This is a genomic window from Bradyrhizobium sp. USDA 4538, assembly GCF_024171045.1.
In the GTDB taxonomy this organism is placed as follows: domain Bacteria; phylum Pseudomonadota; class Alphaproteobacteria; order Rhizobiales; family Xanthobacteraceae; genus Bradyrhizobium; species Bradyrhizobium australafricanum.
On record NZ_JALJZE010000001.1, the window covers coordinates 2,787,287 to 2,813,530 of the forward strand.

Genomic DNA, 26,244 nt, shown 5'->3' on the forward strand with positions numbered 1-26,244 from the left:
GCGGTTACAGGATCAGCCCACCGTCGACGACGATGGTCTGGCCGACGATGTAGGAGGCGAGCGGAGAGGCCAGGAACAGCGCGGCGCCGGCCATGTCGGCGGGCGTGCCGAGACGCTTCAGCGGAATGCGCTCGAGCGCGCCTTCGAGACGCTTCGGATTTGCCGTCGTCGCCTTGGTCATCTTGGTGTCGACGAGGCCGGGCGCAATGCCGTTGACCCGGATGCCGTTCTCCGCCCAGGCCTCGCCGAGCGTGCGCGTCAGCCCGACGGCGCCGGTCTTCGAGGCGTTGTAGGCCGGATTCCCCATGGTGGAATGATAGGCCGCGGTCGAGCTCACGATGATCAGCGAGCCCTTAGCTGCGCTCAGCATCGGCTGGAATTTGGTCGCGCAGGCCATCAGGCTCATCAGGTTGACCTCGAGCACCTTGCGAAAGCCCTCCATCTCGAATTCCCCGCGGCGGTAAATCACCGCGCCCTGCGCCAGCACCAGCACGTCGAGCTGGTCGAACGACGGCTTGAAGGCCTCGATCGCCTGCGGGTTGCTGACATCGAGCTGCGCGTAGGCGAGGCCCTCGAGATGCGAGCCCTCTTCGGTGGAATAGTCGCTCGCCTGCGCACGGGTGCCGCAGATCGCGACGCGCGCGCCCCTGGCGCGGAACGCCTGCGCGATGCCGTTGCCGATGCCGCTGGAGCCGCCGACCACCAATATCTGCTTGCCGCCGAAATCGAGCTCGTTCATCGCGCGTTCCTCTCTCGTGCTGTTGTCTTGATTGAGCATGATCCTTTTCGGAAAGCCAACCGGGAAACTTGCGTTAACGCGCTGCGCGCATGCCGATATGAGATCAGTGGTTTGACGTATCTTGCGATCGGTGCCAGCGTTGCCGTCTCTCACAACGCAGAAAATCAACGGGGGTCCGTCATGTCCGAATACAAGCAGCTCAGCCGTTCGGTGAAGGGCCTCACCGTTCTCGTCACCGGCGCCGCCAGCGGCATGGGCCGCGCCACCGCGCGGGTATTTGCCGATGAAGGCGCCAATGTCGCGGTCACCGACCTCACCGAAGAAGGCACGCAGGCGGTGGCGAAGGAGATTTCGGCAAGTGGCGGCTCGGCGAAGGCCTGGACGCTCGACGTCGGCGATCGCGACGCCATCACCAAAGTCGTCAACGACGTCGCCGCGCATTTCGGCGGGCTCGACATCATCGTCAACAATGCCGGCATCTCGGTGCGGGTGCCGATCGATGATCCCGCTTACGAGGACGCCTGGGCCAAGGGCATCGCGGTGATGCTGACGGCGCATCCGCGCATTATCCGCGCGGCACTGCCATACCTGCGCAAGTCGCGCTCGCCGCGCATCGTCAACATCGCCTCGACCGAGGCGCTCGGCGCGACCGCGCTGCACAGCCCCTACTCCGCGGCCAAGGGCGGCGTCACCAGCCTGACCCGCTCGCTCGCGGTGGAGCTGGGACGCGAAGGCATCACCGTGAACTGCATCTGCCCGGGCCCGATCCGCACCGCCATCACCGACCGCATCTCCGAGGAGCACAAGACGCTCTACGCCAAGCGCCGCACCGCGCTCGCCCGGTACGGCGATCCGGAAGAGGTTGCGCACATGACGCTGAGCCTGTGCCTGCCCGCCGCATCGTTTCTGACCGGCGCCGTGATTCCGGTCGACGGCGGGTTGATGGCGCGGAATGCCTGACCCGCGCACGGCCCGCGAGCGTTGACAGCGCGCGCGCGGCGAGTAGCCTTCCCGTCAAATGAAGCGGGAAAACCGCCCGCGACAGACGGGGAGATACACTAATGACGGTCCTGATCCGGCAGCTTCACAAGCATTTCGTCGGCGAGGTTTCCGGCGTCGATCTGCGCAAGCCGCTGACGAAGCAGGAAGCGATCGACATCGAGGCCGGCATGGACAAATACGCCGTGCTCGTGTTCCACGGCCAGGACATCTCCGACGAGCAGCAGATGGCGTTCGCGCTGAATTTCGGCGAGCGCGAAGATGCGCGCGGCGGCACGGTGACGAAGAAGCAGGACTACCGCCTCGCCTCCGGGCTGAACGACGTCAGCAATCTCGGCAAGGACGGCAAGCCGCTGCCGAAGGACCACCGCACCCATCTGTTCAACCTCGGCAACTGCCTGTGGCATTCCGACAGCTCGTTCCGGCCGATCCCGGCGAAATTCTCGCTGCTGTCGGCGCGCGTGGTGAACCCGAAGGGCGGCAACACCGAATTCGCCGACATGCGCGCCGCCTATGACGCGCTCGACGACGAGACCAAGGCCGAGATCGAGGACATGGTCTGCGAGCACTCGCTGATGTATTCGCGCGGCTCGCTCGGCTTCCTCGACTACACCGACGAGGAGAAGCAGATGTTCAAGCCGGTGCTGCAGCGCCTGGTGCGCACGCATCCGGTGCACGGCCGCAAGTCGCTGTATCTGTCCTCGCACGCCGGCGCCATCAGGGGCATGAGCATGCCGGAGGCGCGGCTGCTGCTGCGCGATCTGACCGAGCACGCGACGCAGCCCGAATTCGTCTATGTGCACAAATGGACGGTGCATGACCTCGTGATGTGGGACAACCGCCAGACCGTGCACCGCGTCCGCCGCTACGACCAGTCGCAGCCCCGCGACATGCGCCGCGCCACGGTCGCGGGCACCCAGCCGACGGTCGCGCAGGAAGCGGCGGAGTAGCGGTCGCGAACGCTGTCGTAGCCAAACCACCGCTGTCGTAGTCAAACCCGCAGCTGTCGTCCCGGGCAAGCGTAAGCGCGACCCGGGACCCATAACCACAGGGCGCCGTTGTTGCGCGACGCTGTGGCCCCAGCGCGGTGCCGCAATTGCATACGGTGGTTATGGGTCCCGGCTTTCGCCGGGACGACACCTCCTGGAGCAGGCGCAGCAGGCGGCGGAGTAACCCAAAGCAGCGCTGTCGTCCCGGGCAAGCGTAAGCGCGACCACCCATAACCACGGAGCGCCGTTGTTGCGCGACGCTGTGGCCCGAGCGCGGTGCCGCAATTGCATACGGTGGTTATGGGTCTCTGCTTTCGCAGGGACGACACCGTGAATGTGGACAAATCGTCGACGACGTCAGCGCGGCCTACGCGTGGCCCGCGTCGTTCGACAGCATGCCGGCCTCGATGCCGATCTTGCGCAAGGCGCGCGCGTATTTCTCGTCGACGTCGGTACCGAAGATCAATTCCGGATCGGCGTCGCAATGCAGCCAGCCATTGTGCTGGATCTCGTTCTCGAGTTGGCCCGGCGCCCAGCCGGCATAGCCGAGCGCGAGGATCGCGTGCTTCGGCCCGGCGCCCTTTGCGATCGCTTTCAGGATATCGACGGTCGCGGTGAGCGAGATGCCGTCGTCGATGTTCAGCGTCGCATCCTGAATGTAGAAGTCGCTGGAATGCAGCACGAAGCCGCGGCCGGTGTCGACCGGCCCGCCCTTCATCACCTTCATCATCTCGGCATTCTCGGGCAGCTGGATCTGGTCCGACTTCTCGATGATGTCGAGCTGCACCAGCAGCCCGGGGAAATCGATGCTGCCGGCGGGACGGTTGACGATGATGCCCATCGCGCCCTCGGAGGAATGCGCACACATGTAGATCACGGAGCGTTCGAAGCGCGGGTCGTTCATGACAGGCATCGCGATCAGCATCTGGCCGTCGAGATAGCCGCCTTCGGCGGCATGGGCACCGACGGCCGGGCTTCTGCCGGCGGCGGTTTTGCGAGTCTTGCCTGTTTTGCCTTCAGGGCGCATCCGCAAAGGCCTTTCCTGCTGATTTGGCATCCTGATATCGGGTGGCGGTTCTGTCAATCAACCATCGACCGCCGTGCGGCGATGCATCACAAGCAATTCAATGGTTTGCACCGAAAGTTGCAGGTAAAGACGTCTCATGATCGTCATAGTTCCCTTGCGTGCCGCATTTGGCGTTGCCGCCCTGTTTTCCGTCGCATGTATGGCAACGGAGGTCCGCGCCGACGACGCCTCGCCGTGGCAACAGGACACGCATTCGGCGGTGCGGCTGCTCGCCGGATCGCGCAGCGGCGCGGTGCTGCTTGGCGGCATTGCGTTCCAGTTGCAGGACGGCTGGAAGACCTATTGGCGGACGCCCGGCGATTCCGGCGTGCCGCCGCGGTTCGATTTCTCCAGGTCGGATAACGTCGAGGCGGTCACCGTGATGTGGCCGGCGCCGCGGCAATTCGACGACGGCGCCGGCGGCACCTCGCTCGGCTACAAGCACCAGGTGGTGCTGCCGCTGCGCATCGTGGCGAAGAATCCCGACAAGCCGCTGGTGCTGCGCGCCGACATCAACTACGCGGTGTGCGAGAAGCTGTGCGTGCCGGTGGAGGCGAAGGCCGAGCTGGCGTTCGCAAGCGTCGCATCGACCGAGGACGCCGCGCTGTCCGAAGCGCTCAACGCGGTGCCGAAGCCTGCCAATATCGGCGACCCGATCCCGTTTTCGATCCGCGACGTCAAGCGCGACGGCAAGAACAGCGTGCTGGTCGATGTCAGCGCGCCCGAGAGCCGCGACCTCAGCCTGTTCGTCGAGGGGCCGACGCCCGACTGGGCGCTGCCGGTGCCCAAGCTCGTCGAACACGCGCCGCCGGGCGTGAAGCGCTTCACCTTCGAGCTCGACGGCCTGCCGCCTGGCGCCAAGGCCGACGGCGCCGCGCTGAAGCTGACGCTGGTCGGCGGCGACAAAAGCTACGAATTCAATATCAATTTGAATTGAGCCGTAGGGTCATTCCGGGGTGAAGCAGCGCATCGAACCCGGAATCTCGAGCTCCCGGGTTCAGTGCTTTGCACTGCCCCGGGACGCCCCCGAAGAGGTGCGTCACCGAACCCAATCTTAACGTTTCGTTGATAGATCGGAGGCCATTGCCGCCACGCGGCGCTTTAGGAATTTTCCGCCTTGGCTGTGATGGAGACACAATCGGCAACCTCTGCGCCATTGGGCCGGGCCGCACGCCTGCGCGGCCTCGCAGCGCGCGCGCTCGGCGGCACCAACGAGGCGTCGGTCACCAAGCGCCTCGCCGGCATGATCTTCGCCATCCGCGTCATCAGCGCCGGCATCGCCTATCTCGCGCAGATCCTGCTGGCGCGCTGGATGAGCGGCTCGGATTACGGCATCTACGTCTATGTCTGGACTTGGGTGCTGCTGCTCGGCAGCACCATGGATTTCGGCATCGCGCCCTCCGCGCAGAAGATCATTCCGGAATACCGCGCGCGCGGCGACCTTGCGGCGCTGCGCGGCTTCCTCTCCGGCGGCCGCTGGGTGGTGCTGGCGACGTCCAGCATGGTCGCGCTGCTGCTCGCCGGCGTGATCCACCTCGCCTCGCCCTGGATCGATCCCAACGCCGTGGTGCCGCTCTATATCGGCTGCCTGACGTTGCCGCCCTTCGTCGTCGCCAACACCCAGGACGGCATCTCCCGCGCGCATGACTGGATGCAGCTCGGCCTGATGCCGCAGTTCATCATGCGGCAGGGGCTGATCATTGCGCTGACCGCCGGCGCGTTGGCGCTCGGCCTCAATCTCGGCGCCACCGCGGCGATGATCGCGAGCGCGGCCGCGGTGTACATCGCGGCGATCGGCCAGATGGTCGTGCTCAACCGCCGCCTCACTGCCCATCTCGGGGTGGGCGAGAAGACCTACGACATCAAGGGCTGGTTCGCGATCTCGCTGCCGATCATGCTGGTCGAGAGCTTCTATCTGCTGCTCGGCTACACCGACGTGCTGATGCTGCAGCAATTCCGCTCGTCCGAGGAGGTCGGCATCTATTTCGCCGTGGTGAAGACGCTGGCGCTGGTGTCGTTCGTGCACTACGCGATGGCGGCGACCACGGCGCACCGCTTCGCCGAATACAACGCGCTCGGCGACAAGGACCGGCTGTCGGCCTATGTCGCACACGCCATCAGCTGGACGTTCTGGCCCTCGCTGCTCGCGACCGTCGCCCTGCTGGCGTTTGGCAAGCCGCTGCTGTGGCTGTTCGGCCCGAAATTCGTCGACGGCTACAGCATCATGTTCGTCGCCGCGATCGGCCTCGTGGTGCGCTCGGCGATCGGGCCGGTGGAGCGGCTGTTGAACATGCTCGGCCACCAGAGCATCTGCGCGACCGCCTATGCGGTGTCGTTCCTGATGAATGTCGGGCTCTGCATCGCCCTCGTCCCCCGCTACGGCGGGATGGGCGCCGCCGCCTCGACCTCGCTGTCGCTGACCTTCGAGACGATCCTCTTGTTCTATGTCGTGCGCTCGCGCCTCGGGCTGCACGTGCTGGCGTTCGGCAAGCGGCGGACGGCGCCGTAGCATTCCGCCGGCGCGGCATCATGCGATGCATGAGCGCCGCCGGACTGGAAAACCTGCCTGACCGCATTCAGCCTTGCGCCGGTCAGGCCCGCCTGATGTCCACCTGCTTCCAAGAGTGGCCGGCAACCATACGGCGGAAGAACCACAGAACGGCCGGGCAAGCCAGGAGCATGGCGGCGCCGAAGTCGAGCGCCGCGCTCGCGGAGCCGACCGCGGTGGAGAGCTTTCCTCCGATCGCAGGTCCAGCCAGCATGCCGGCGTAAAAGACGGTGTAGAATATTCCCATTCCGATCGGCCGCGTCTTCTGCTCGAGCACGCGCGCAGGCAGGCTCATGATCGGACCGGCAGGCAGGCCGCAGAGGATTCCAAGAGCAATGACGACGGGAAGCACCGTGCCGCTGCGCGACAGCAGCAGTGTCAGGAGCGCGAAGGCGATGCAGCCCGTGACCAGGATGACCTCGCCGCGCTTGGTCCGATCGGCGAGGAAGCCGCCTAACGGCACCGAAAGGGCGGCGAGCCAGAGCACGATACTGATGGCTGATCCGGCCGCGGCGCCGGACCAGCCTTGCTCGACAAGCATCGATGGACCGAAACTGAAGATCATCGCAAAGCCGATATTGTAGAGACACCAGATCAGCCCGGCGGCAATCACGGCGCAGATCGTGTCGGCGGTCAGGCTGCTGCGCTCGCCTTCAACCGCGACGGCCGCATCCGGCGCGCGATAAACCAGAGCGATGAGGCCAAGACCGATCAGGATCACCCCGGCGACGGCAAGATTGACGGCATGGAGCCCGAGCGTGGCTCCGATTGCCGGCAACAGCATGAGAGCGACTGCGATGCCGGCCGGCCAAGAGTTGATGAAAATTGCCATCGCGGTGGCGATTTCCCGGCCGGCAAACCAGTCCGCGACCATCTTGGTCATCAGAACGTTCAGGAGGACGCCGCCGATGCCGGCAGTCAGCCGGCCTGCGATCTGCACGCTCCACGACGTCGACGTGGTCATCAGCAGTTCGCCTGCCAGCATCATCAGGAGACCGGCAAGGACCACCACCTTGTCGCCATAGCGGCGGCCGATCGCGCCGCCAGGCAAGGCAAGCAAGGCGCCCGGCGCAAAGTAGAGCCCGATCAGAACGCCGATATCGGCCAGGCTCGCGCCCAGACCCTGGCTGAGCTGTGGCGCGATGGCCGCGACGCTCTGAAACTGAAAGGCGATGGTGGCACGAGCGACGAACAGAGCAGCAAGAATGGTCCAGCGGCTTCGCATTTGGATTTTCTCCGATGCCCAGAACTATGTCGTCGGCTTGATGTTCTGGTTCAGGCGGAAGAAATTCGTCGGATCGTATTTGTTCTTGAGCGCGACAAGACGTGCGTAATTTTCGCCATAGGCGTCGCGCACCCGGTCTTCGCCCTCGTCCCCCAAGTTGTTGGCATAGACACCGCCGGTCGAATAGGGCCTGACGGCACTCCACAGCTCGCGCGCCCAACGCATGTTCGCCTCGTCACCGGCTGGATCGTCCCAGATCGCCACGGGAAAACAGTCGAACGCCGCATCACGGTTTGCGTAAGGCGAGCTCGATACCGGAACCCGTGCAATTGCGCCGCCGACATGCTGGAGAACCAGCAAGGACGCGGTGTTGGGGGCTCTCGCATAGGCGTCGAGCAGCGCGTCGATCGCGCCGCCACCGATCTCGCGCAGGAATTGCGCCTTCCAGTAATAGCGACGTCCCCGCGGAAACAGGGCATCGCCGCCTGACTGAATCTCGAGATAGGGAACGGTTGCCAGGCGCGTCTCGACGGGCGAGCCGAACTTGACGATCGGCGAAAGGGCGCGCTCACCGTCATGATGCGAGCCGACATAACAACCGGAGATATTGAAGAACCGGTCGCCCGACGGCAGCGTCACAAGGGCCGCATCGACGTTGATCTCATCGGCAGCGTTGCGGGCGAATTCGTCGTAGAACTGCATGGCCTCGCGCGCCTGATCGTAAGGATAAAGCGTTGACGCGACGGGCAACGACGTGCCGATCGCATGCAACTGGTATTCGAACGCAGTCACGATGCCGAAATTGCCGCCGCCGCCTCTCAAGCCCCAGAGCAGGTCGGGGTGTTCGGTCGCGCTGGCCCTTAAAACCCGTCCCTCGGCTGTCACCACTTCGGCGGCAATCAGGTTGTCGCAGGTCAACCCGTATTTTCGCCCGAGCTTGCCGAAGCCGCCGCCAAGCGTGAGCCCGGCGATGCCGGTGTCGCTGTTGATCCCCATGGTGGTCGCCAGGCCGTGCGCCTGCGTGGCACGATCGAATTCGCCGAGATCGAGGCCGGCCTCCGCGCGCGCGGTGCGCCTGACCGGATCGACATCGATGCGTTTCATCCGCGACAGGTCGATGACCATGCCACCGTCACAGACCGAGAGGCCGGCGACATTGTGGCCTCCGCTGCGAACGGCCACCGGGAACGTGCGGGACCTCGCGAACGTCACAGCCTCGACCACGTCCCGGGTATCCGCGCAGTAGGCGATCATGGCCGGCCGCCTGTCGACGGCGCCGTTCCAGACCTTGCGCGCCTCGTCGTAACCGGCGCTCCCGGCGAGGACCACTTGGCCCTTGAACCGTAGCTGGAAGGTCGACCGAAGTTCGGAATGCGATTTACCCATCACCTCGTCATATGCCTGCCGCTGCTCCATCCGATTTGCTCCTCGCCAGGAATGCCCATGCCATCATCCCACGGCGCGCCAAATCGTCCTGAATCCGATCGGAAAAAGTTGCAAAATTTCGCCAAAAGCGATGGCTGCAGGCGATGGCGACGCTTGCAGCCTCAAAACAAAAGCCGGCCCTGATCCAATCAGGGCCGGCTTGTTTCTTAGGCCGCCAAATCCCGCCGGAAAATTACTCCGCGGTCCAGCCGCCGTCGATCGAGTAGTTGGAGCCGGTGATCTGCGCGGCATCGTCGCTGCACAGGAACAGCGCAAGCGCCGCGACCTGATCGGAGGTCACGAATTCCTTGGTCGGCTGGGCGGCGAGCAGCACGTCCTTGATGACCTGCTCCTTGGTCATGTTGCGCGCCTTCATGGTCTCCGGGATCTGGTGCTCGACCAGCGGGGTCCAGACATAGCCCGGGCTGATGCAGTTGCAGGTGATCTTGTGCTGCGCGAGCTCCAGCGCCACCGTCTTGGTGAGGCCGGCAATGCCGTGCTTGGCCGAGACATAGGCCGACTTGAACGGCGAAGCGACCAGCGAGTGCGCCGAGGCGGTGTTGATGATGCGGCCCCAGCCGCGCTTCTTCATGCCGGGCACCGCGGCGCGGATGCCGTAGAACGCGGACGACAGATTGATCGCGATGATCGCTTCCCACTTCTCCGGCGGGAATTCCTCGATCGGCGCAACGAACTGGATGCCGGCGTTGTTGACCAGGATATCGACCGAACCGAAGGTCTTCTCGCCGAGCGCAATCATGTCGGCGATCTCGGCCGGCTTGGTCATGTCGGCCGGCGAATGCACGGCCTTGACCTTGAAGTCGGTCTCGATGCCGGAACGCTCCTTCTCGATATCGGCCGGAACGCCCATGCCGTTGAGAACGATATTGGCGCCGGCGCCGGCGAAGGCGCGCGCGATCGCCAATCCGATGCCGCTGGTCGAGCCGGTCACAACGGCGGTCTTGCCTGTCAACGTACCCATTGTCGGTCGCTCCTATTTGCTTGCGGGGGGTGTGGGTTCATCCCCCGTGAGGTCGTAAGTCACCATGGTCTCCCCGGACTGCGGCCGTTCTAGCCATTCTTTGTGACGCATCGACAAATGCACGTCGCGGACGCCCGCGCCCCAGTGCTCGACCATCGCAACATGGGAGAAGTCGTAGTCCTTCGAGGAGCTCTCGTAGTTCTTGCTCTTGTAGATCAGGTGAACCACCGTGACGGTGTTCTCCTTGGACGCCTTGCGCAGCAGCTCGACCGACGGATCGTTCTTCAGGTAATCGGGCAGCTTGCCGATCAGGTCGCGTACCGCCATGCGGGCGTTGTGGATCTGCCGGTTCTTGTCGGTGTTCATCCGCGTCCGGCTGGAATAGCGGATGTCCTTCTCGCGCTCGGCGGCCTCCAGCAACGTCTCCGGCAACGGCCCGCGCGCGCTGAACAGGTCGACCTGGAAAATCAGCAGATCGCGGTTGATCTCCTCGTCGAGCACGAAGTCGAGCGGGGTGTTGGAGGCGATGCCGCCGTCCCAGTAGTGCTCGCCCTCGATGACGACGGACGGAAAGCCCGGCGGCAGCGCGCCCGAGGCCATGATGTGCTCGGGGCCTATCTTCTTGCCGAGCTTCCTGAACTCGTAGTTGTCGAAATAGCGGAAATTGCCCGAGGTGACGCTGACCGCGCCGACCGACAGGCGCGTCTTCAGATCGTTGATGCGATCGAAATCAACCAGGCGCTCCAGCGTCTTCTTCAGGGGCCCGGTGTCGTAATAGCTCAGCGATTGCGAGCTGCCGGGCGGCCACAGCGGCGCCGGCGGAATCCGCGGCGTGAAGAAGCCGGGCACGCCGAAGGTCGCGATGATGGCGGCACTGGTCTCGTTGAACAGCGAGCGGGCGCGCTCATGGTTGGAGACCGGATTCCACGGCACCGGCGCCGACACCATCTCCCAGAATTCCTTCAGCCGCGGCACGCGCTCGGCCGGCTCGTTGCCGGCGATGATCGCGGCGTTGATGGCGCCGATCGAGATGCCGGCGATCCATTCCGGCTCGAAGCCTGCGTGACAGAGGGCCTGAAAGGCGCCGGCCTGATAGGACCCGAGCGCGCCGCCGCCTTGAAGAACCAGCACGCGCTGCGCTTGCGCCGGCGTCGAGGCAGGCGCGGTGTCGGAAGTATCCATTCGTAACCGTTCGCTCAAAAACGACTTGAGCCGCAACCGTGGCGACAGTTCGCCGCGGCGTCAATCAGCGAGATTATGGGGTTAGATCACGCGGAATTTATCGAGATCAGGTTGCCGCCAAAATGAGCGTCCAGAACACCTTGTACTTGGTGTTGGGAGCATAGACGGCGGCGATGCCCATTTTTGTGACACCGCTCTTCAGCATATTGGCCTTGTGCGGCGGTGAATCGCGCCAGCCCGAAAAGGCTTCCGCGAGCGTGTGATAGCCGGCCGAGATGTTCTCGACCGCGACGGTGGCGGGATAGCCTCCGGCCTGCAGCCGCTTGCCGAGCGGGGCCTTCACGTCATGGTCCATCTTGTTGCGCGCGGCCATCGCCTGCGACTGCTGCTCGGCGAGCTTGGTCAGGTCCGGATCGACCACCACGGTGCCAAGACCATTGTTCTGGCGGTACTGCGAAAACATGATCGCGGCCGCCTGGCTATCCAGGACAGCGCCGGGTTGGGCCATGTTGAGATACATGGTCGGTTCTTCCGGGATTTTGGTGTCCGTGCCGCAGCCGGCAAGCAGCAGAAGCCCGAACAGGGCGACCGTCGTCCGTTTCACTGTAAGAAAACCCCCAAAGATTGGCCCGCCGTTGTTGCATACCAACCGTGGCTGAATGGTGAACAGGGGCTAACTTTTGGCTGCGAAATGCCGTCATTCCGGGGCGCGAAGCGAGCCCGGAATCTCGAGATTCCGGGCTCGGTCCTACGGACCGCCCCGGAATGACGGTGGATGTGGTCAGGAACCGTCGCCCGGATGCCTACTCCTGGGCGGCAAAGATCCGGTAGCGGCGGGGCTGCAGCGAGACGATTTCGCCGGCCTGGAGCTCGCGGTCGCGGGGGGCGTCGATCTCGATCACGGTCTTGCCCTCGCTCCCGGACAGGGCCACCTCGGCGCGCTGGATCGGACCGAACGAACGGACATGCCGGATGGCGCCTTCCAGGGCGCCGGTTCCAGCCGGGCCGACCGCCATGTCGTGGCGGCGGACGAACAGCTTGGCCGCGCCCGATGCCGCGCCGAGCGCCGGAATGTTCAGGGGACGGCCGTCCAGCCGCACCGCATCGCCGGCAACGTCGACCGGCAGCACGATGGATTCGCCGATGAAGCCGTGCACGAAGGCGGTCGCCGGATTGTCATAGACCTCGCCGGGCGAGCCGATCTGCTCGATCTTGCCCTTGTCCATCACCACGACGCGGTTGGCGACCTCGAGCGCTTCTTCCTGGTCATGGGTGACGAAGATCGAGGTGACATGGATTTCGTTGTGCAGCGAGCGCAGCCATTGCCTGAGCTCCTTGCGCACCTTGGCATCGAGCGCGCCGAACGGCTCGTCGAGCAACAGGATCCGCGGCTCGATCGCGAGCGCGCGCGCCAGCGCGATGCGCTGGCGCTGGCCGCCGGACAATTGGCTGGGATAGCGATTGGCCAGCCAATCGAGCTGCACCAGGTCGAGCAACTCCTTGACGCGGGCACGGATCGTCGCCTCGTCCTTGCGGATCGCGCGCGGCTGCACGCGCAGGCCGAAGGCGACGTTCTCGAACACCGTCATGTGGCGGAACAGCGCGTAGTGCTGGAACACGAAACCGACCTGGCGCTCGCTGGCGCCGCGCGAGAGCGCGTTCTCGCCGTCGATCGCGACCTCGCCCGAGTCGGGCCAGTCCAGGCCTGCGATGATGCGCAGCAGCGTCGTCTTGCCGGAACCGGACGGACCGAGCAGGGCCAGCAACTCGCCGTCGGCGACCTTGAGGTCGACATTGTCGAGCGCGGCAAAGCTGCCGAACGTCTTTACGATATTCTTGACTTCAATCGCCATCGGGCACCTCTGCCTCGTCGAGCCGCCGCTCGAGAACGGTTTTCGCCACCAGGGTGATCAGCGCCAGCATCGCGAGCAGCGATGCGATCGCGAACGAGGCGACGAACTGGTATTCGTTGTAGAGAATTTCGACCAGCAGCGGCATCGTGTTGGTCTCGCCACGGATGTGGCCGGAGACGACCGACACCGCGCCGAACTCGCCCATCGCGCGCGCGTTGCAGAGCAGGACGCCGTACAGCAGGCCCCATTTGATGTTGGGCAGCGTGACGCGGAAGAAGGTCTGCAGGCCGGAGGCGCCGAGCGAGATCGCCGCCTCCTCTTCCTGGGTGCCCTGCTCCTGCATCAGCGGGATCAGCGCGCGCGCCACGAAGGGAAAGGTGACGAAGATCGTCGCCAGCGCGATGCCGGGTACCGCGAACAGGATGTGGACATTGTGCGCCTGCAGCCACGGCCCGAAATAGCCCTGCGCGCCGAACAGCAGCACGAAGACCAGGCCCGAAATCACCGGCGAGACCGAGAACGGCAGGTCGATCAGCGTGATAAGGAAGGTCTTGCCGGTGAACTCGAACTTCGAGATCGCCCAGGCCGCGATCACCCCGAACACGAGGTTGAGCGTGACCGAGATCGCGGCGATCAAGAGCGTCAGCTTGATGGCGGCGAGTGCCTCAGGCTCCGCCAGCGCCGCGAGATACGCGCCGACACCTTTCGAGAACGCCGACGCAAACACCACGACCAGCGGCAGCACGACGAAGACGCTGAGGAAGGTGATCGCGAGCGCGATGATGATGAAGCGGATCGGGCCGGGCTCGGTGCGCAAATTGTGCTGCGCCGTCCCCGGCTCCGCGCGCGGGATCTCGAGCCGCGGCGCCGGCGCCGCGACGCTGACATCGGTCGCGGGCGCGTAGGTCCGCAGTTGCGTGGTCGAGGTCACCAATCCCGTCTGCATCGACATCTTTAGGACCTCAATGCACGGGGATGCGGGCTTGCGCCCAGCGCTGCAGCCGGTTGATCAGGAAGATGATCAGGAACGAGGCCACCAGCATCACGACCGCGATCGCGGTGGCATCGGCGTAGCGGAATTCGGACAGCCGGATCACGATCAACAGCGGCGCGATCTCGGAGACATTGGGCAGATTGCCCGCGATGAAGATCACCGAGCCGTATTCACCGATGGCGCGGGCAAAGGCCAGCGCAAAGCCGGTGAGCAGCGCCGGAATCAAGCTCGGCAGGATGACGCGAAACACCGTGTGCCAGCGATTGGCCCCCAGGCTCGCCGCCGCTTCCTCGATCTCGGGATCGAGATCGATCAGCACCGGTTGCACCGTGCGCACCACGAACGGAATGCCGATGAAGATCATCGCGATGAAGATGCCGATCGGCGTGAACGCGACCTTGATGCCGAGCTCGGCGAGCGGCGCGCCGAGCCAGCCCTTCTGCGCGAACAGCTGCGTCAGCGCGACGCCCGCGACCGCCGTCGGCAAGGCAAACGGAATATCGACGATGGCGTCGAACAGCCGCCGGCCCGGAAAGCGGTAGCGCACCAGCGCCCAGACGATGACGGTGCCCATCACCAGATTGACGCAGGCGGCCGCAAACGAAAGCCCAAACGAAATCTTCAGGGCATTCAGGGTGCGCCGGCTGGTGATGATGCCCCAGAACTGGTCGAGGCTGAGCTCGAACGTCTTGAGGAACAGCGCGGCCAGCGGAATCAGGATGATAACGGAGAGCCATGTCAGGGTCAGTCCCATGGTGAGACCGAACCCCGGCAGGGTACTGCGCCGTGCAACCGCTGTGCTCACATATCCCCCTGATAATCCGATCAGTTCTTGTAGATCTGATCGAAGATGCCGCCCTCGGCGAAGTGCTCCTTCTGGGCCTTGGTCCAACCACCGAAAACGTCGTCGATGGTGAAAAGTTCAACCTTGGCGAAGGATTTTTCGTACTCCTTGGCGATCTCGGGATCGCGCGGCCGGTAGGAATTGCGCGCGGCGATCTCCTGGCCTTCCTTGGTGTACCAGTACTTCAGATAGGCCTCGGCCACGGCGCGGGTGCCCTTCTTGTCGGCGACCTTGTCGACCACGGCGACCGGCGGCTCGGCCAGGATCGACTGCGGCGGGGCCACGATCTCGAACTTGTCCGCGCCGAATTCGCGAAGCGCCAGAAAGGCTTCGTTCTCCCACGCAAGCAGCACGTCGCCGACGCCGCGCTCGACGAAGGTCACGGTCGAGCCGCGCGCGCCGGTGTCGAGCACCGGCACGTTCTGATAGAGATCGGCGACGAACTTCTTCGCCTTGTCCGCGGAGCCGAACTTCTTCTGCGCGTAGCCCCAGGCGGCGAGATAATTCCAGCGCGCGCCGCCCGAGGTCTTCGGGTTCGGTGTGATGACGCTGACGCCGGGTTTAATCAAATCGTCCCAATCCTTGATGCCCTTGGGATTGCCCTTGCGCACCAGGAACACGATGGTCGAGGTGTAGGGCGAGGCGTTGAGCGGCAGCCGCTTCTGCCAGTCGGCCGCGATCAGGCCCTTGCCCGCGATCGCATCGATGTCAAAGGCGAGCGCCAGCGTGACGACATCGGCCTGCAATCCGTCGATCACCGAACGCGCCTGCGAGCCGGAGCCGCCATGCGACTGCTTGATCTCGACGCTCTTGCCGGTTTCCTTCTGATAGGCCGCGGCGAACGCCTTGTTGAAATCGACATAGAGCTCGCGGGTCGGATCGTACGACACATTCAGCAGCGAATAGTCGGCCGCAAAGGCCGAGCTCGCCCACAACAATCCCGCGACCAGCGGCAGGATACGACGGATCATTTCGCTCTCCATTCAACCTGAGAAATGTCAGGGAACACGCAAGACATAACTCACGGCGAAGTGGTCTTAAGTCAACGAAACCGGTTTTCTTTGTTTTCGGCGGCGCAGCGCGCTTGTGCTACGAAGTCGCGGCACTGCGAAGGCTTTGTCGCGTCGCCAAATCGCGATGAAGGCTCATCGCGATTGGGCGCCCCCACGCAAACGCTTCGCGTTTGTCGCCAGGGATCATGCTTACGACATCTTCATCGTATGGATGCCGCATTCCGTCTTGGCCCGGCCGCGCCAGCGGCCGTCGCGCGCATCCTCGCCGGCAGCGGACCGGCTGCTGCAAGGCATACACCCGACCGACTGATATCCCGATGCGACAAGTGGATGCGGCGGCAGCTTGCCGAGCGCGTAGATCGCCTCGATCTCCTCGCGCGAGACGTTGGCGAACGGATTGAATTTCAGCCTGACGCCGTCATCCTCGACAACCCGGATGTCGGCGCGGGCGCCGCCCTGGAAGCGTTTGCGGCCGTTGATCCAGCCGGCGAACGGCTTCAGCGCACGCGCCAGCGGCTCGACCTTGCGGATGCGGCAGCAGGCGTCGGGATCGCTGAACCACAGCTCGCGGTCCGGATCCTGGCGCGACAGCGCTTCCTCATCGGGTTTGATCGAGCGCACGTCGGTGAGGCCGAGCGACTTGATCAGCGTGTCACGATAAGCCAGCGTCTCCTCGAACAGCCAGCCGGTATCGAGAAACACCACCGGGATCGCCGGATCGACATCCGCCATCACCTTGAGCAGCGCGGCGGACTCGGTGCCGAACGACGACACCAGCGCCACCTTCTCGCGGCCGAGCGTCTTGACCGCGGCCGCGATCACCTCGGCGGGTGAAGCCGTGCGCAGCGCGCGATCGAGCGCATCGGCCGCGGGCAATGCGGCCGGCGCCACCACGAGCCCTGGTGCAAGCGTGCTCACTGGCCGGCGCTCTCCGAGTGACGCAGCTGCATGCGGCGGTTGAGTGCGGTGACGCGGCCGTCGCCGGTCGGCTGGTAGAACACCGAATAGCGCTTCATGGTCGCGGCAAACGCGTCGGCGTCGGCATCCTTCTTCACCTCGAAGGCGTCGAAGCCGGCGCGCGTCATGAACACGAACTGGTCGCGCAGGATCTGCCCGGTGGCGCGCAGCTCGCCGTCATAGCCGTAGCGCTCGCGCAGCAGGCGCGCCTGGCTGTAGGCGCGGCCGTCGCGGAAGGTCGGAAACACCAGCGCGACCGAGGCCAGCCGATCGAGATGCGGCACGAGATCGTCGAGGTTGCGGTTGTTCGGCCAGATCACCCCTAGCTTGCCGGGACGGCGCAGCAGCGCCTCCGGATCGGCGAGAAAGCGCTCGGCGCTCACCAGCACCGCGCCGTCGCCCGGCAGCTCGGCGCCGTCGGCGACATGGACGAACAGATCGGTGGTGATTCTTCCCTGCTTAACGAGTGGCATAGACCCGCTCCCTGATAGGCTCGACGCCCAGACGCTTCACCGTATCGACGAACAATTCCTCGGGACGGTCGCGCAGCGCGAGATAGGCTTCGACAATGTCTTCGATCACGTCGGCGACTTCCGCATAGGGAACGGCCGGGCCGATCAGCGTGCCCAACTGCGCGTTCTCGTCGGCGCGGCCGCCGATCGTGATCTGGTAGAATTCCTCGCCGTTCTTCTCGACGCCGAGAATGCCGATGTGGCCGACATGGTGATGGCCGCAGGCATTGATGCAGCCGGAGATGTTGATGTGAAGCCGCCCGATCAGGTCGGCGGTGTCGTGGTTGGCGAAACGCCGCGTCAGCTCCTGCGCGATCGGGATCGAACGCGCGTTGGCCAGCGAGCAGTAGTCCAGCCCCGGGCACGCGATGATGTCGGTGACGAGGTTGACGTTCGGCGTCGCGAGGCCGAGGCGATCGAGCGCCTTGAACAGCTGCGGCAGGTCGCGCTTGGCGACGTGCGGCAGCGCGAGGTTCTGCTCGTGGCCGACGCGGATCTCGCCGAACGAATATTTGTCCGCGAGGTCGGCGACCGCGTCCATCTGCTCGGCAGTGGCATCGCCCGGAGGGCCACCGACCGGCTTCAGCGACAGCGTCACGATCGAATAGCCCTGCACCTTGTGCGGCGCGACCGAGTTCTTGCGCCAGCGCTCGAACAGCGGATCATGCGCGGCCTGCTTCAGCTCGTCCGGCATGTGCGGCAGCTTCTCGTAAGGCGGATAGGAGAAGCGCGAGCGGACCTCCTCGATGGCGGCGTGATCGAGCGTCAGCCCGACATCGCCCATCGCCTTCCACTCCTCCTCGACTTCCTTGGCGAACTTCTCGATGCCGAGCTCGTGCACCAGGATCTTGATGCGCGCCTTGTAGATGTTGTCGCGGCGGCCGTACTGGTTGTAGACGCGCAGGATCGCCTCGACATAGCTCAGGATGTCGCGGCCGTGGACGAACGGCTTGATGGTCTTGGCGATGAACGGCGTGCGGCCGAGGCCGCCGCCGACCAGCACCTCGAAACCGGTCTCGCCGTCGGCGTTCTTGTGCAGCCGCAACCCGATGTCGTGGATCTTGATCGCGGCGCGATCGTGCTCGGAAGCGGTGATCGCGATCTTGAACTTGCGCGGCAGGAACGAGAATTCCGGATGCAGCGTGGTGTGCTGGCGCAGGATCTCCGACCAGATCCGCGGATCCTCGATCTCGCCGGGCGCCACCCCTGCCCACTGGTCCGAGGTGACATTGCGCATGTTGTTGCCGGAGGTCTGCATCGCATGGATGCCGACTTCGGCGAGGTCGGCCAGCGCGTCGGGCAGCTCGGCGAGCTTGATCCAGTTGAACTGGATGTTCTGCCGCGTGGTGAAGTGGCCGTAGCCGCGGTCGTAGCGGCGCGCCACATGGGCGAGCCGGCGCAGCTGCTTCGACGACAGCGTGCCATAGGGGATCGCGACGCGGAACATGTAGGCGTGCAGCTGCAAATACACGCCGTTCTGCAAGCGCAGGATCTTGAATTCGTCCTCGGTGAGCTCGCCGGAAAGGCGGCGCTTCACCTGGTCGCGGAATTCCGAAACACGCTCGTTGATCAGCGTGCGGTCGAGTTCGTCATATGCATACATGATGGATGAGCCTTACGCCGGCACCTGGAGATCGATCGTGACGCCCTTGGCGCGGATATGTTCGCGAAGATTGCCCGGCTTGAGCTTGCCGCCGTCCTTGAGCTCGACCGGCGCGATGTAGGGGCCGACCGCGCCGACATCGTCGGCGGTGGCTTCGGCCAAGAGAGCGCGCGCGTCGTCGGAGGTACTGACGACAGCGGAATCGGACAGTTCGGTGGACCAGCCTTGCTTGGCGGTCCGGTACACCACGGCACCATCCCAAGTGCGGTTGGCGGTCACCACCGAGGGGCCCGTGATCCTGATTTTCTTCTGTTCAAGCGGAGAGGTCATTCGGCAGCTTTCAGCAGTTCGGAGAACATCTGGTTGGAGAAGAGTTGGGTGACGTTGGACCGGCTCCACGGCGCGGAATGCGCGACCACGTCGCCGATGATGAGAATGGCGGGACCGCCACCGACCTGTTTGACCAGTTCGGGCAGCCGCGCCAGCGTGCCGACCGCGGCCTTGGCATCCGGCCGCGTCACGCGCGCGAACACGCCGACCGGCGTCTCCGGCGAGCGGCCCGCGGCAAGCATGCCTTCGCGGATCGAGGGCGCCGCGGTCATGCCCATATAGACGACGACGGTCATCTTCTTGTCGGTCAGCACCGACCAGTCGACGACCTCGGCATCGCGCGCCTTGTGAGCGGTGAGGAAGGTGATACGCAGCGCCTCGTGCCTGAAGGTCAGCGGCACTTCGAATTGCGCGGCCGCGCCCAGACCGGCAGAGACGCCCGGAATGATGGAGTAAGCGACGCCGGCGTCACGCAGCGCCTCGATTTCCTCGCCGCCGCGACCGAAGATAAAGGGATCGCCGCCCTTCAGCCGCACCGCGCGCTGGCCGGACTGGGCCGCCTCGATCATCAATGCATTGATGGCGTCCTGGCCGATGCCGGGCTTGCCGACACGGCGGCCGACCGGGATCCGCGTCGCATCGCGCCGGATGCGGTCGAGAATTTCGGACGACACCAATTCGTCATAGAACACGACGTCGGCATCCTGCAGCGCGCGCAACGCCTTCACCGTGAGCAGATCCGGATCGCCGGGACCGGCGCCGACCAGCGTCACGTGGCCGATGGCTTTGCCTTCCGCGCTCGCGCCGGCGAATGCGGCGGGATCGGTGATCGCGTTCAGCGCCTGCTCGGCCTCGTCCTTGCGGCCGGCCAGCACCAGCGCGCCGATCGAGCCGTCGACGATGCGCTCCCAGAAGCGGCGGCGCAGCGGAAACTCCTCGATGCGGGCGTGGATCGATTTGCGGACGCCGCCGATGAAGCCGGCGAGATCGCCGATCCGCGCCGGCAGCACCGCCTCGATCTTCTCGCGGATGCGGCGCGCGACCACCGGCGACGTGCCGCCGGTGCCGACCGCGACCACGACATCGCCGCGATCGACGATCGCCGGCATGATGAAGGTGGAATGTACGAGGTCGTCCATCACGTTGACCGGCAGGCCGATCGCCTTGGCGCGCACCGACATCGCAACACCGATCTCGCCTGCGCCGGCACAGAGGACGGCGATGACATCGGAGAGATCGGAGGCGAGCGGATCGCCTTCGGCGCGCTCGATCCGCGCGGCGTCCTCCGCCGCAAGACCGGCAATGTCATGATCGCCGTCGGTCGCGTACCAGCGCACTGCGGCGCCGGCGGCTGCGAGCAGCCGCAGCTTGGCGCGCGCGAGGTCGCCCGCTCCAACGAGCAGCACCTTGCCGCTTTGCAGATCCAGAAACACCGGCAGATATCGCATCAGACACTCGCTTCCCCAACTTGGGGGTTGACTGAAATTATTTTCTATTTATCTCTCGATCAAGGCCAGCAAAGAGAAAATTATTTCTTCTCTATTGCAGCGCAACTTTAGAATTTTCAACTCCACAGGCCAAGGCCAAGAGATGCATCTTCTCGACAACGAATCCGTCGCCGCCAGGACGCGGTCCGCAGCGCTTAGCAATGCATCTTCCGTGCCGGGGATTCCCGCCAATCAGGCGCCTCCGTCGATGGATCATCTCGACGAGCTGGAGGCGCAGAGCATCTACATTCTGCGCGAAGCGTTCGCCCGGCTGAAAAAGCTCGCGTTGCTGTGGTCGCTCGGCAAGGATTCCAACGTGATGATCTGGCTGGCGCGCAAGGCGTTCTTCGGCCGCGTCCCGTTCCCGGCATTGCACGTCGACACTGGCAAGAAATTTCCGGAGATGTACGCGTTCCGCGACCGCTTCGGAAAGGAGTGGGATCTCGACCTGCGCGTCGAGCCCTGCCCGCCGATCGACAGCGTCGACCCGACCCTGCCGCCGGCCGCACGTTCCGCCGCGCGCAAGACCGAGGGCCTGAAGCTCGCGCTCAACAAGTTCGGCTTTGACGGATTGATTGCCGGCATCCGCCGCGACGAAGAGGCCACCCGCGCCAAGGAGCGCGTGTTCTCGCCGCGCGGCCTCGAAGGCGAATGGGACGTCCGCGACCAGCCGCCGGAGTTCTGGGACCAGTTCAACGCCTCGCCGCCGCAGGGCGCGCATTTGCGCATCCATCCGATCCTGCATTGGACCGAGGCCGACATCTGGGCCTACACCAAGCGCGAAGGCATTCCGATCATCCCGCTCTATCTCGCCAAGGACGGCAAGCGCTACCGCTCGCTGGGTGATGCCGACATCACCTTCCCGGTCGCCTCCACCGCCTCCAACATAGACGAGATTCTCACCGAGCTCGACGGCACCAAGGTCCCGGAGCGCGCCGGCCGCGCGCTCGACCACGAGACCGAGGATGCGTTCGAGCGGCTGCGCGTCGCCGGCTATCTCTGATCAACACTTCAAGCAACACCAAGCTTCGTGCGAGCGTTCCGATGAACATGATCCTTCCCACTGCCTCGATCTCGGCAACGCCCAACGGCACGACGCGGCCGCAGGTGCGCATCGTCATCGTCGGCCACGTCGATCACGGCAAGTCGACGCTGGTCGGGCGCCTGCTGCATGAGACCGGCAGCCTGCCGGACGGCAAGCTGGAAATGCTGAAGGCGGTGAGCGCGCGGCGCGGCATGCCGTTCGAGTGGTCGTTCCTGCTCGATGCGCTGCAGACCGAGCGCGACCAGGGCATCACCATCGACACCACCCAGATCCGCTTCCGCACCCGCTCGCGCGACGTCGTGCTGATCGACGCGCCCGGCCACGCAGAGTTCTTGCGCAACATGATCACCGGCGCCTCGCAGGCCGACGGCGCGGTGCTGATCATCGATGCGCTGGAAGGCGTGCGCGACCAGACCAGGCGGCACGGCTATCTCCTGCATCTGCTCGGCGTGAAGCAGGTCGCGGTCGTGGTCAACAAGATGGACCGCGTCGAGTTCAGCGCCGACCGCTTCAAGGAGATCAGCGACGAGATTTCCGCGCATCTGATCGGCCTCGGCGTCACGCCCACGGCGGTGATCCCGATCTCGGCGCGCGACGGCGACGGCGTTGCCGAGCGCACGGCGCGGATCGACTGGTACAAGGGACCGACCGTGGTCGAGGCGCTCGATGCGCTCGAGCCGGCACGCCCGCTGGCCGAGCTGCCGCTGCGGCTGCCGGTGCAGGCGATCTACAAGTTCGACGACCGCCGCATCGTGGCGGGCCGCATCGAGTCCGGCAGCCTGAAGGCCGGCGACGAGATCGTGATCATGCCGACCGGCAAGATCGCGCAGATCAAGACCGTCGAGAGCTGGCCGGTGACGCCGGTGGGCGCCCCGCAGGGCGCCGGCCGCTCGGTCGGCATCACGCTCGACCGCGAGCTGTTCCTCGAGCGCGGCGACATCATCGGACATTCCGGGCAAAGCCCGCGCGACACCCGCCGCATCCGCGCCCGGATCTTCTGGCTGCACGACAAGCCGCTGACCAAGGGCGAGCAGATCCTGATCCGGCTCGGCACCAAGGAAAGCCGCGCCACCGTGGTCGCGATCGAGAAGGCGGTCGATCCCGGCGCGCTGTCCAACGAAGAGAACACCGCGATCGCGCGCAACCATGTCGGCGAGATCGACATCTCGCTGGCGCAGCCGGTTGCAACCGATCCCTACACCGACAATCCGCGCACCGGCCGCCTCGTGATCGAGGTCAACGGCCGTATCGCCGGCGGCGGTCTCGTGCTGTCGGTCGACGCCGGCCGGCCGGCGGTGCCGGTCGATATCGTGCCGGTGGAGTCCGCGCTGCGGCCGGACGAGCGCTCGGCACGCTACCACCACAACGGCGCAGTGATCTGGCTGACCGGCCTGCCCGGCTCGGGCAAGTCGACCCTGGCGCGGGCGCTGGAACGGCGCCTGTTCGGCAATGGCGGCTCGCCGATCCTGCTCGATGGCGACACGCTGCGTGCCGGGCTGAACGGCGATCTCGGCTTCTCGCCGCAGGACCGCGCTGAAAACATCCGCCGCCTCGCCGAAGTCGCGACCCATCTGGCGCGCAACGGCCATATCGCCATCGTCGCCGCGGTGTCGCCATCGACCTCCGACCGTGCGGCAGCTCGCCGCATCGCCGACAGCGCGTTCCGCGAAATCTATGTCGCGACGCCGGCCGAAGTCTGCGAGACCCGCGATCCGAAGGGCCATTACGCCAAGGCCCGCTCCGGCGGATTGCCGTCTTTCACCGGCATCACCAATGACTACCAGCCGCCGACCGGCAACGAACTGACCATCGACACCTCAAACCGCTCGGTCAGCGATGCCACCGACGAGATCGAGCGGATGCTGGCCACGACTGGCATCCTGTTCGACGAACTGACCGACCTCGCGGCGAATATTTAGCTTCTCTTGCTGTCATCGCCGGCTTGTCCGGGCGATCCAGTATTCCAGAGACAGCAATTATTGAGCCGATAGGCCGCGGCGTACTGGATGCCCCGCTTGAAGCGGGGCATGACGGCGGTATTGAGGCCTATTCCGCCGCGCGGCTTTCGGCCCCGTGCCGTACCATCCCCGGCGATTGCCCGGTGACACGCTTGAACGCGCGGCTGAACGCCGCCTGTGACGCATAGCCAAGCCGCTGCGCGATCACATCGATCGGCTGGCGTTCATGCTTGATCCACTGTGTCGCGAGACGCATGCGCAGCTCGGCAAGATAGCGCAGCGGCGATTGCCCGGTCATGGCCTGGAAGCGCTCGGCGAACAGCGAACGCGAGCAACCCGCCTCCGCCGCCAATTCAGCAACAGTCCAGTTGCGGCCGGGCTCGCGATGCAGCGCGCCGATCGCGCGGCCGAGACGCGGATCACGCAAGGCCTCGAACCAGCCCATGGCGTTATCGCCGCCGCATTCGACCCAGCCACGCACGATCGACGCGGCGAGCACATCGGCGAGCCGCGCCATCACGCCGACGGAGCCGGCCCGCGGCGTGCAGGTCTCCCGCTCCATGGCCTTCAGCATCGGTTCGATTTCCGGCTGGCGCGCAAGCAAGGTGTCGGCCCGCATCACTTCCGGCATCAGCGCGATCAGCGGGCGCATGCCGCCAAGATCGAAATTCATGCAGGCGCTGAAGACCAGGACCGACTCGTCCTGCGGGCATCCTTCAGGGCAGGCCGATGTCACATCGACATTGCCGCATAGCGTCTCGGTCTTGAAACGCTCGACGTCGCAACTCGGCTCATCCGGGGCCGAGACAAGATCATGCGCGCCGCCGCGCGGCAGGAAAATCGCGTCACCGCATCCAAGGGGAAGCAGCGTCGCATCGGCATAGCGCAGAAGTGCCGTGCCATGTGCAACGAAGTGGAATTGCGCGCGTCCGTACGGCGTTTCGAACCGAAACCCGAAGGGCGCCCGCGTCTCGACCCGACGGTAGTGAACGCCCTCAAGCCGCATGCCGAGCAGCAACTCGCTCACCAGATCGACGGCGGCGTCGGTCGTATCGGCGGTGGACGATCTGGACGAATGATCAAACATTGAAGCGTTTATGGCATAGATCGTCCAAAACCTCCAGCCTATGTCTGCGGCGGTGCAACATAGATGGAAGGTTCGGCCAATGGATCAAGAAGTGGACCCCGCTCTGGCGCACGCCGATGCCGTTGCGCTGATGCCGGGCGACGCCGCGCTCAAGGTTGGTGACAAGCCGGCCTCACCGGAAAGGCCCGCTTGGGGCGCCGTCGCGGCCATGATGCTGGGCGTCACCGCACTTCTGACGGCCGAGTTCCTGCCGTCCGGTCTGTTGACGCCGATGGCGCGCGATCTCGGTGTGAGTCCGGGCCTCGCCGGTCAGGCCGTGACCGCGACCTCGCTGGCCGGGCTGGTCGGAGCATTGTTCACGCCGACACTGACGCGCAGGTTCAATCGAAAGCCGGTGCTGCTCAGCTTTTCGATTCTCCTGGTGATCTCCAATCTGCTGGTGGCGCTGGCGCCGAGCATCACGTTCCTGCTGGCGGCGCGGATCGTGCTCGGCCTTGCCATCGGCGGGTTTTGGGCGATGGCGGCAGCGACGACGATCAGGCTGGTACCGCCGTCGCTGGTTGCCCGGGCCTTGTCGATCGTGATGAGCGGCATTCCCGCCGCGATGATCATTGCCGTTCCGCTCGGCAGCTATCTCGGCGAGGTGGCGAGCTGGCGCTCCGTGTTCCTGCTCGCGACGGCATTGGGCGCAGCGGTATTCGTCATCCAGGCACTCGCTCTGCCGCGTTTGGCCCCAAGGGGAGAGGCCGGGCTCGACACCCTGATCGACATCCTGACACGGCCGGGGATCGGCGCCGGCATCTTGGCGGCAACGTTGGTCTTCACCGGACACTTCGGCTATTTCGGCTATATCCGTCCATTCCTCGAGAGCGTGACCGGGCTGGGCGCCGCCGGAGTTGCGGCGACCTTGCTTGCCTTCGGCGTCGCCAACTACCTCGGCTCGTTCGCGAGCGGGCTGATGGCCGAGCGCAAACTCAAGCTCACGCTGATCGCGATGCCGCTGGCGATCAGCGTGATCGGTCTGTTGCTCTCGGTCTTTGGCAAGGACGTCATTCCGGCTCTGGTGCTGGTCGCACTCTGGGGCTTCGCCTTCAGCGGCGTACCGGTCGCGACCACGACATGGATCACCCGCATGGTGCCCGACGAGACCGAGAGCGGGACCGGACTGACCGTGGCGTCGATCTTCCTCGGCATCACCATGGGCGCGGCCGGCGGCGGGCTGGTGCTTGATCTGATGGGCGCAGCCGCTGTGTTCGTAGCGGGCGCAATTCCCCTGGTGCTCGCTGCATTGCTCATCGCCAGCAAGGTACGCACCAGGGCGCCCTGACGGGCCTTTCCGGGCGCGGACCCTGGCGTTTGGAAAATTCGGGGTCGCCGCCCGGGTGACGGTGTAGCGTGGGGCCGGA

General features: G+C 65.2%; 24 protein-coding genes. 7 read left to right on the forward strand and 17 right to left on the reverse strand.

From position 1 onward, the window contains the following. Nucleotides 1-4: 4 nt before the first annotated feature. A complete protein-coding gene (locus J2R78_RS12370) occupies nucleotides 5-739 on the reverse strand; it encodes an SDR family NAD(P)-dependent oxidoreductase (protein ID WP_253604648.1) in 735 nt (244 codons plus the stop codon). Nucleotides 740-919: 180 nt separating this feature from the next. Here J2R78_RS12370 and J2R78_RS12375 point away from each other — a divergent pair, with 180 nt between their 5' ends. Together J2R78_RS12375 and J2R78_RS12380 are read left to right on the forward strand one after the other, a co-directional pair. Then, nucleotides 920-1,699 carry an SDR family NAD(P)-dependent oxidoreductase gene (locus tag J2R78_RS12375; RefSeq protein WP_253604649.1) on the forward strand — a complete coding sequence of 260 codons (780 nt, stop codon included), beginning with the start codon at nucleotides 920-922 and terminating at the stop codon, nucleotides 1,697-1,699. Nucleotides 1,700-1,800: 101 nt separating this feature from the next. After that, on the forward strand, nucleotides 1,801-2,688 hold the full coding sequence (locus tag J2R78_RS12380) for a TauD/TfdA family dioxygenase (RefSeq protein ID WP_253604650.1): 888 nt from the start codon (nucleotides 1,801-1,803) through the stop codon (nucleotides 2,686-2,688). A 406-nt stretch (nucleotides 2,689-3,094) separates the two neighbouring features. Here J2R78_RS12380 and J2R78_RS12385 read toward each other — a convergent pair whose 3' ends face one another. Beyond that, entirely contained in the window at nucleotides 3,095-3,754 is a 660-nt protein-coding gene (locus J2R78_RS12385) for a YqgE/AlgH family protein (protein WP_076824945.1), read from the reverse strand. Nucleotides 3,755-3,890: 136 nt separating this feature from the next. On the opposite strand from J2R78_RS12385, the gene J2R78_RS12390 reads away from it, so the two are divergent. Both J2R78_RS12390 and J2R78_RS12395 read left to right on the forward strand, forming a co-directional pair. Then, nucleotides 3,891-4,730, forward strand: a complete 840-nt coding sequence (locus tag J2R78_RS12390; RefSeq protein ID WP_253604651.1) for a protein-disulfide reductase DsbD domain-containing protein — start codon at nucleotides 3,891-3,893, stop codon at nucleotides 4,728-4,730. Nucleotides 4,731-4,919: 189 nt separating this feature from the next. Beyond that, nucleotides 4,920-6,302 carry an oligosaccharide flippase family protein gene (locus J2R78_RS12395; RefSeq protein WP_375167116.1) on the forward strand — a complete coding sequence of 461 codons (1,383 nt, stop codon included), beginning with the start codon at nucleotides 4,920-4,922 and terminating at the stop codon, nucleotides 6,300-6,302. An 82-nt stretch (nucleotides 6,303-6,384) separates the two neighbouring features. On the opposite strand, the gene J2R78_RS12400 is transcribed toward J2R78_RS12395, so the two are convergent. The 14 genes from J2R78_RS12400 to cysG form a co-directional block, all read right to left on the reverse strand. Beyond that, nucleotides 6,385-7,566 (reverse strand): CynX/NimT family MFS transporter, encoded by a 1,182-nt coding sequence (locus tag J2R78_RS12400; RefSeq protein WP_253604653.1) that lies wholly within the window; start codon nucleotides 7,564-7,566, stop codon nucleotides 6,385-6,387. 24 nt (nucleotides 7,567-7,590) lie between these two features. Then, entirely contained in the window at nucleotides 7,591-8,982 is a 1,392-nt protein-coding gene (locus J2R78_RS12405) for an FAD-binding oxidoreductase (protein WP_253604654.1), read from the reverse strand. A 202-nt stretch (nucleotides 8,983-9,184) separates the two neighbouring features. Continuing rightward, nucleotides 9,185-9,973 (reverse strand): 3-hydroxybutyrate dehydrogenase, encoded by a 789-nt coding sequence (locus tag J2R78_RS12410; RefSeq protein ID WP_137476689.1) that lies wholly within the window; start codon nucleotides 9,971-9,973, stop codon nucleotides 9,185-9,187. Nucleotides 9,974-9,985: 12 nt separating this feature from the next. Continuing rightward, nucleotides 9,986-11,155, reverse strand: a complete 1,170-nt coding sequence (locus J2R78_RS12415; RefSeq protein ID WP_253604655.1) for a DUF3734 domain-containing protein — start codon at nucleotides 11,153-11,155, stop codon at nucleotides 9,986-9,988. 106 nt (nucleotides 11,156-11,261) lie between these two features. Next, entirely contained in the window at nucleotides 11,262-11,759 is a 498-nt protein-coding gene (locus J2R78_RS12420) for a CAP domain-containing protein (RefSeq protein ID WP_028334729.1), read from the reverse strand. A gap of 199 nt (nucleotides 11,760-11,958) precedes the next feature. Next, nucleotides 11,959-13,008, reverse strand: a complete 1,050-nt coding sequence (locus J2R78_RS12425) for a sulfate/molybdate ABC transporter ATP-binding protein (RefSeq protein ID WP_028342240.1) — start codon at nucleotides 13,006-13,008, stop codon at nucleotides 11,959-11,961. Next, entirely contained in the window at nucleotides 12,998-13,960 is a 963-nt protein-coding gene (gene cysW, locus J2R78_RS12430; RefSeq protein ID WP_253604656.1) for a sulfate ABC transporter permease subunit CysW, read from the reverse strand. Before cysW ends, J2R78_RS12425 begins: the two co-directional genes overlap by 11 nt. Before the next feature lie 10 nt (nucleotides 13,961-13,970). Further along, nucleotides 13,971-14,777 carry a sulfate ABC transporter permease subunit CysT gene (cysT, locus tag J2R78_RS12435; protein ID WP_028334726.1) on the reverse strand — a complete coding sequence of 269 codons (807 nt, stop codon included), beginning with the start codon at nucleotides 14,775-14,777 and terminating at the stop codon, nucleotides 13,971-13,973. Nucleotides 14,778-14,827: 50 nt separating this feature from the next. After that, nucleotides 14,828-15,817, reverse strand: coding sequence for a sulfate ABC transporter substrate-binding protein (locus J2R78_RS12440; RefSeq protein WP_253604658.1), 990 nt, complete (start codon nucleotides 15,815-15,817; stop codon nucleotides 14,828-14,830). A gap of 231 nt (nucleotides 15,818-16,048) precedes the next feature. Further along, entirely contained in the window at nucleotides 16,049-16,777 is a 729-nt protein-coding gene (locus J2R78_RS12445) for a phosphoadenylyl-sulfate reductase (RefSeq protein WP_253604660.1), read from the reverse strand. Continuing rightward, the gene (locus J2R78_RS12450; protein ID WP_016845212.1) at nucleotides 16,774-17,289 is read right to left on the reverse strand and encodes a DUF934 domain-containing protein; all 516 of its coding nucleotides are present in this window, start codon (nucleotides 17,287-17,289) and stop codon (nucleotides 16,774-16,776) included. The genes J2R78_RS12445 and J2R78_RS12450 overlap by 4 nt, the downstream gene beginning before the upstream one ends. Continuing rightward, nucleotides 17,276-18,931, reverse strand: a complete 1,656-nt coding sequence (locus tag J2R78_RS12455) for a nitrite/sulfite reductase (RefSeq protein ID WP_057016151.1) — start codon at nucleotides 18,929-18,931, stop codon at nucleotides 17,276-17,278. The genes J2R78_RS12450 and J2R78_RS12455 overlap by 14 nt, the downstream gene beginning before the upstream one ends. Before the next feature lie 12 nt (nucleotides 18,932-18,943). Then, complete coding sequence (locus J2R78_RS12460) at nucleotides 18,944-19,261, reverse strand: DUF2849 domain-containing protein (protein ID WP_028334721.1); 318 nt, start codon at nucleotides 19,259-19,261, stop codon at nucleotides 18,944-18,946. After that, entirely contained in the window at nucleotides 19,258-20,709 is a 1,452-nt protein-coding gene (gene cysG / locus J2R78_RS12465; protein WP_253604662.1) for a siroheme synthase CysG, read from the reverse strand. Before cysG ends, J2R78_RS12460 begins: the two co-directional genes overlap by 4 nt. A gap of 247 nt (nucleotides 20,710-20,956) precedes the next feature. Here cysG and cysD point away from each other — a divergent pair, with 247 nt between their 5' ends. Together cysD and cysC are read left to right on the forward strand one after the other, a co-directional pair. Beyond that, on the forward strand, nucleotides 20,957-21,751 hold the full coding sequence (cysD, locus tag J2R78_RS12470) for a sulfate adenylyltransferase subunit CysD (protein ID WP_038386140.1): 795 nt from the start codon (nucleotides 20,957-20,959) through the stop codon (nucleotides 21,749-21,751). Between the two features lie 41 nt (nucleotides 21,752-21,792). Continuing rightward, a complete protein-coding gene (gene cysC / locus J2R78_RS12475) occupies nucleotides 21,793-23,712 on the forward strand; it encodes an adenylyl-sulfate kinase (protein WP_253604665.1) in 1,920 nt (639 codons plus the stop codon). Between the two features lie 127 nt (nucleotides 23,713-23,839). Here cysC and J2R78_RS12480 read toward each other — a convergent pair whose 3' ends face one another. Continuing rightward, a complete protein-coding gene (locus tag J2R78_RS12480) occupies nucleotides 23,840-24,838 on the reverse strand; it encodes an AraC family transcriptional regulator (protein WP_253604667.1) in 999 nt (332 codons plus the stop codon). A gap of 79 nt (nucleotides 24,839-24,917) precedes the next feature. Here J2R78_RS12480 and J2R78_RS12485 point away from each other — a divergent pair, with 79 nt between their 5' ends. Continuing rightward, nucleotides 24,918-26,165, forward strand: coding sequence for an MFS transporter (locus tag J2R78_RS12485; RefSeq protein ID WP_253604669.1), 1,248 nt, complete (start codon nucleotides 24,918-24,920; stop codon nucleotides 26,163-26,165). The last annotated feature ends 79 nt before the right edge of the window (nucleotides 26,166-26,244 follow it).

Bases quoted from the DNA above. Each gene is read 5' to 3' on its own strand.
- J2R78_RS12370 (WP_253604648.1), bottom strand. From the start codon at position 739: ATGAACGAGCTCGATTTCGGCGGCAAGCAGATATTGGTGGTCGGCGGC.
- J2R78_RS12450 (WP_016845212.1), bottom strand. From the start codon at position 17,289: ATGCCACTCGTTAAGCAGGGAAGAATCACCACCGATCTGTTCGTCCAT.
- J2R78_RS12375 (WP_253604649.1), top strand. From the start codon at position 920: ATGTCCGAATACAAGCAGCTCAGCCGTTCGGTGAAGGGCCTCACCGTT.
- J2R78_RS12400 (WP_253604653.1), bottom strand. From the start codon at position 7,566: ATGCGAAGCCGCTGGACCATTCTTGCTGCTCTGTTCGTCGCTCGTGCC.
- J2R78_RS12455 (WP_057016151.1), bottom strand. From the start codon at position 18,931: ATGTATGCATATGACGAACTCGACCGCACGCTGATCAACGAGCGTGTT.
- cysD (WP_038386140.1), top strand. From the start codon at position 20,957: ATGGATCATCTCGACGAGCTGGAGGCGCAGAGCATCTACATTCTGCGC.
- J2R78_RS12425 (WP_028342240.1), bottom strand. From the start codon at position 13,008: ATGGCGATTGAAGTCAAGAATATCGTAAAGACGTTCGGCAGCTTTGCC.
- J2R78_RS12485 (WP_253604669.1), top strand. From the start codon at position 24,918: ATGGATCAAGAAGTGGACCCCGCTCTGGCGCACGCCGATGCCGTTGCG.
- J2R78_RS12395 (WP_375167116.1), top strand. From the start codon at position 4,920: ATGGAGACACAATCGGCAACCTCTGCGCCATTGGGCCGGGCCGCACGC.
- J2R78_RS12380 (WP_253604650.1), top strand. From the start codon at position 1,801: ATGACGGTCCTGATCCGGCAGCTTCACAAGCATTTCGTCGGCGAGGTT.
- J2R78_RS12385 (WP_076824945.1), bottom strand. From the start codon at position 3,754: ATGCGCCCTGAAGGCAAAACAGGCAAGACTCGCAAAACCGCCGCCGGC.
- cysC (WP_253604665.1), top strand. From the start codon at position 21,793: ATGAACATGATCCTTCCCACTGCCTCGATCTCGGCAACGCCCAACGGC.
- cysG (WP_253604662.1), bottom strand. From the start codon at position 20,709: ATGCGATATCTGCCGGTGTTTCTGGATCTGCAAAGCGGCAAGGTGCTG.
- J2R78_RS12460 (WP_028334721.1), bottom strand. From the start codon at position 19,261: ATGACCTCTCCGCTTGAACAGAAGAAAATCAGGATCACGGGCCCCTCG.
- J2R78_RS12410 (WP_137476689.1), bottom strand. From the start codon at position 9,973: ATGGGTACGTTGACAGGCAAGACCGCCGTTGTGACCGGCTCGACCAGC.
- J2R78_RS12405 (WP_253604654.1), bottom strand. From the start codon at position 8,982: ATGGAGCAGCGGCAGGCATATGACGAGGTGATGGGTAAATCGCATTCC.
- J2R78_RS12440 (WP_253604658.1), bottom strand. From the start codon at position 15,817: ATGATCCGTCGTATCCTGCCGCTGGTCGCGGGATTGTTGTGGGCGAGC.
- J2R78_RS12390 (WP_253604651.1), top strand. From the start codon at position 3,891: ATGATCGTCATAGTTCCCTTGCGTGCCGCATTTGGCGTTGCCGCCCTG.
- J2R78_RS12480 (WP_253604667.1), bottom strand. From the start codon at position 24,838: ATGTTTGATCATTCGTCCAGATCGTCCACCGCCGATACGACCGACGCC.
- J2R78_RS12415 (WP_253604655.1), bottom strand. From the start codon at position 11,155: ATGGATACTTCCGACACCGCGCCTGCCTCGACGCCGGCGCAAGCGCAG.
- cysW (WP_253604656.1), bottom strand. From the start codon at position 13,960: ATGTCGATGCAGACGGGATTGGTGACCTCGACCACGCAACTGCGGACC.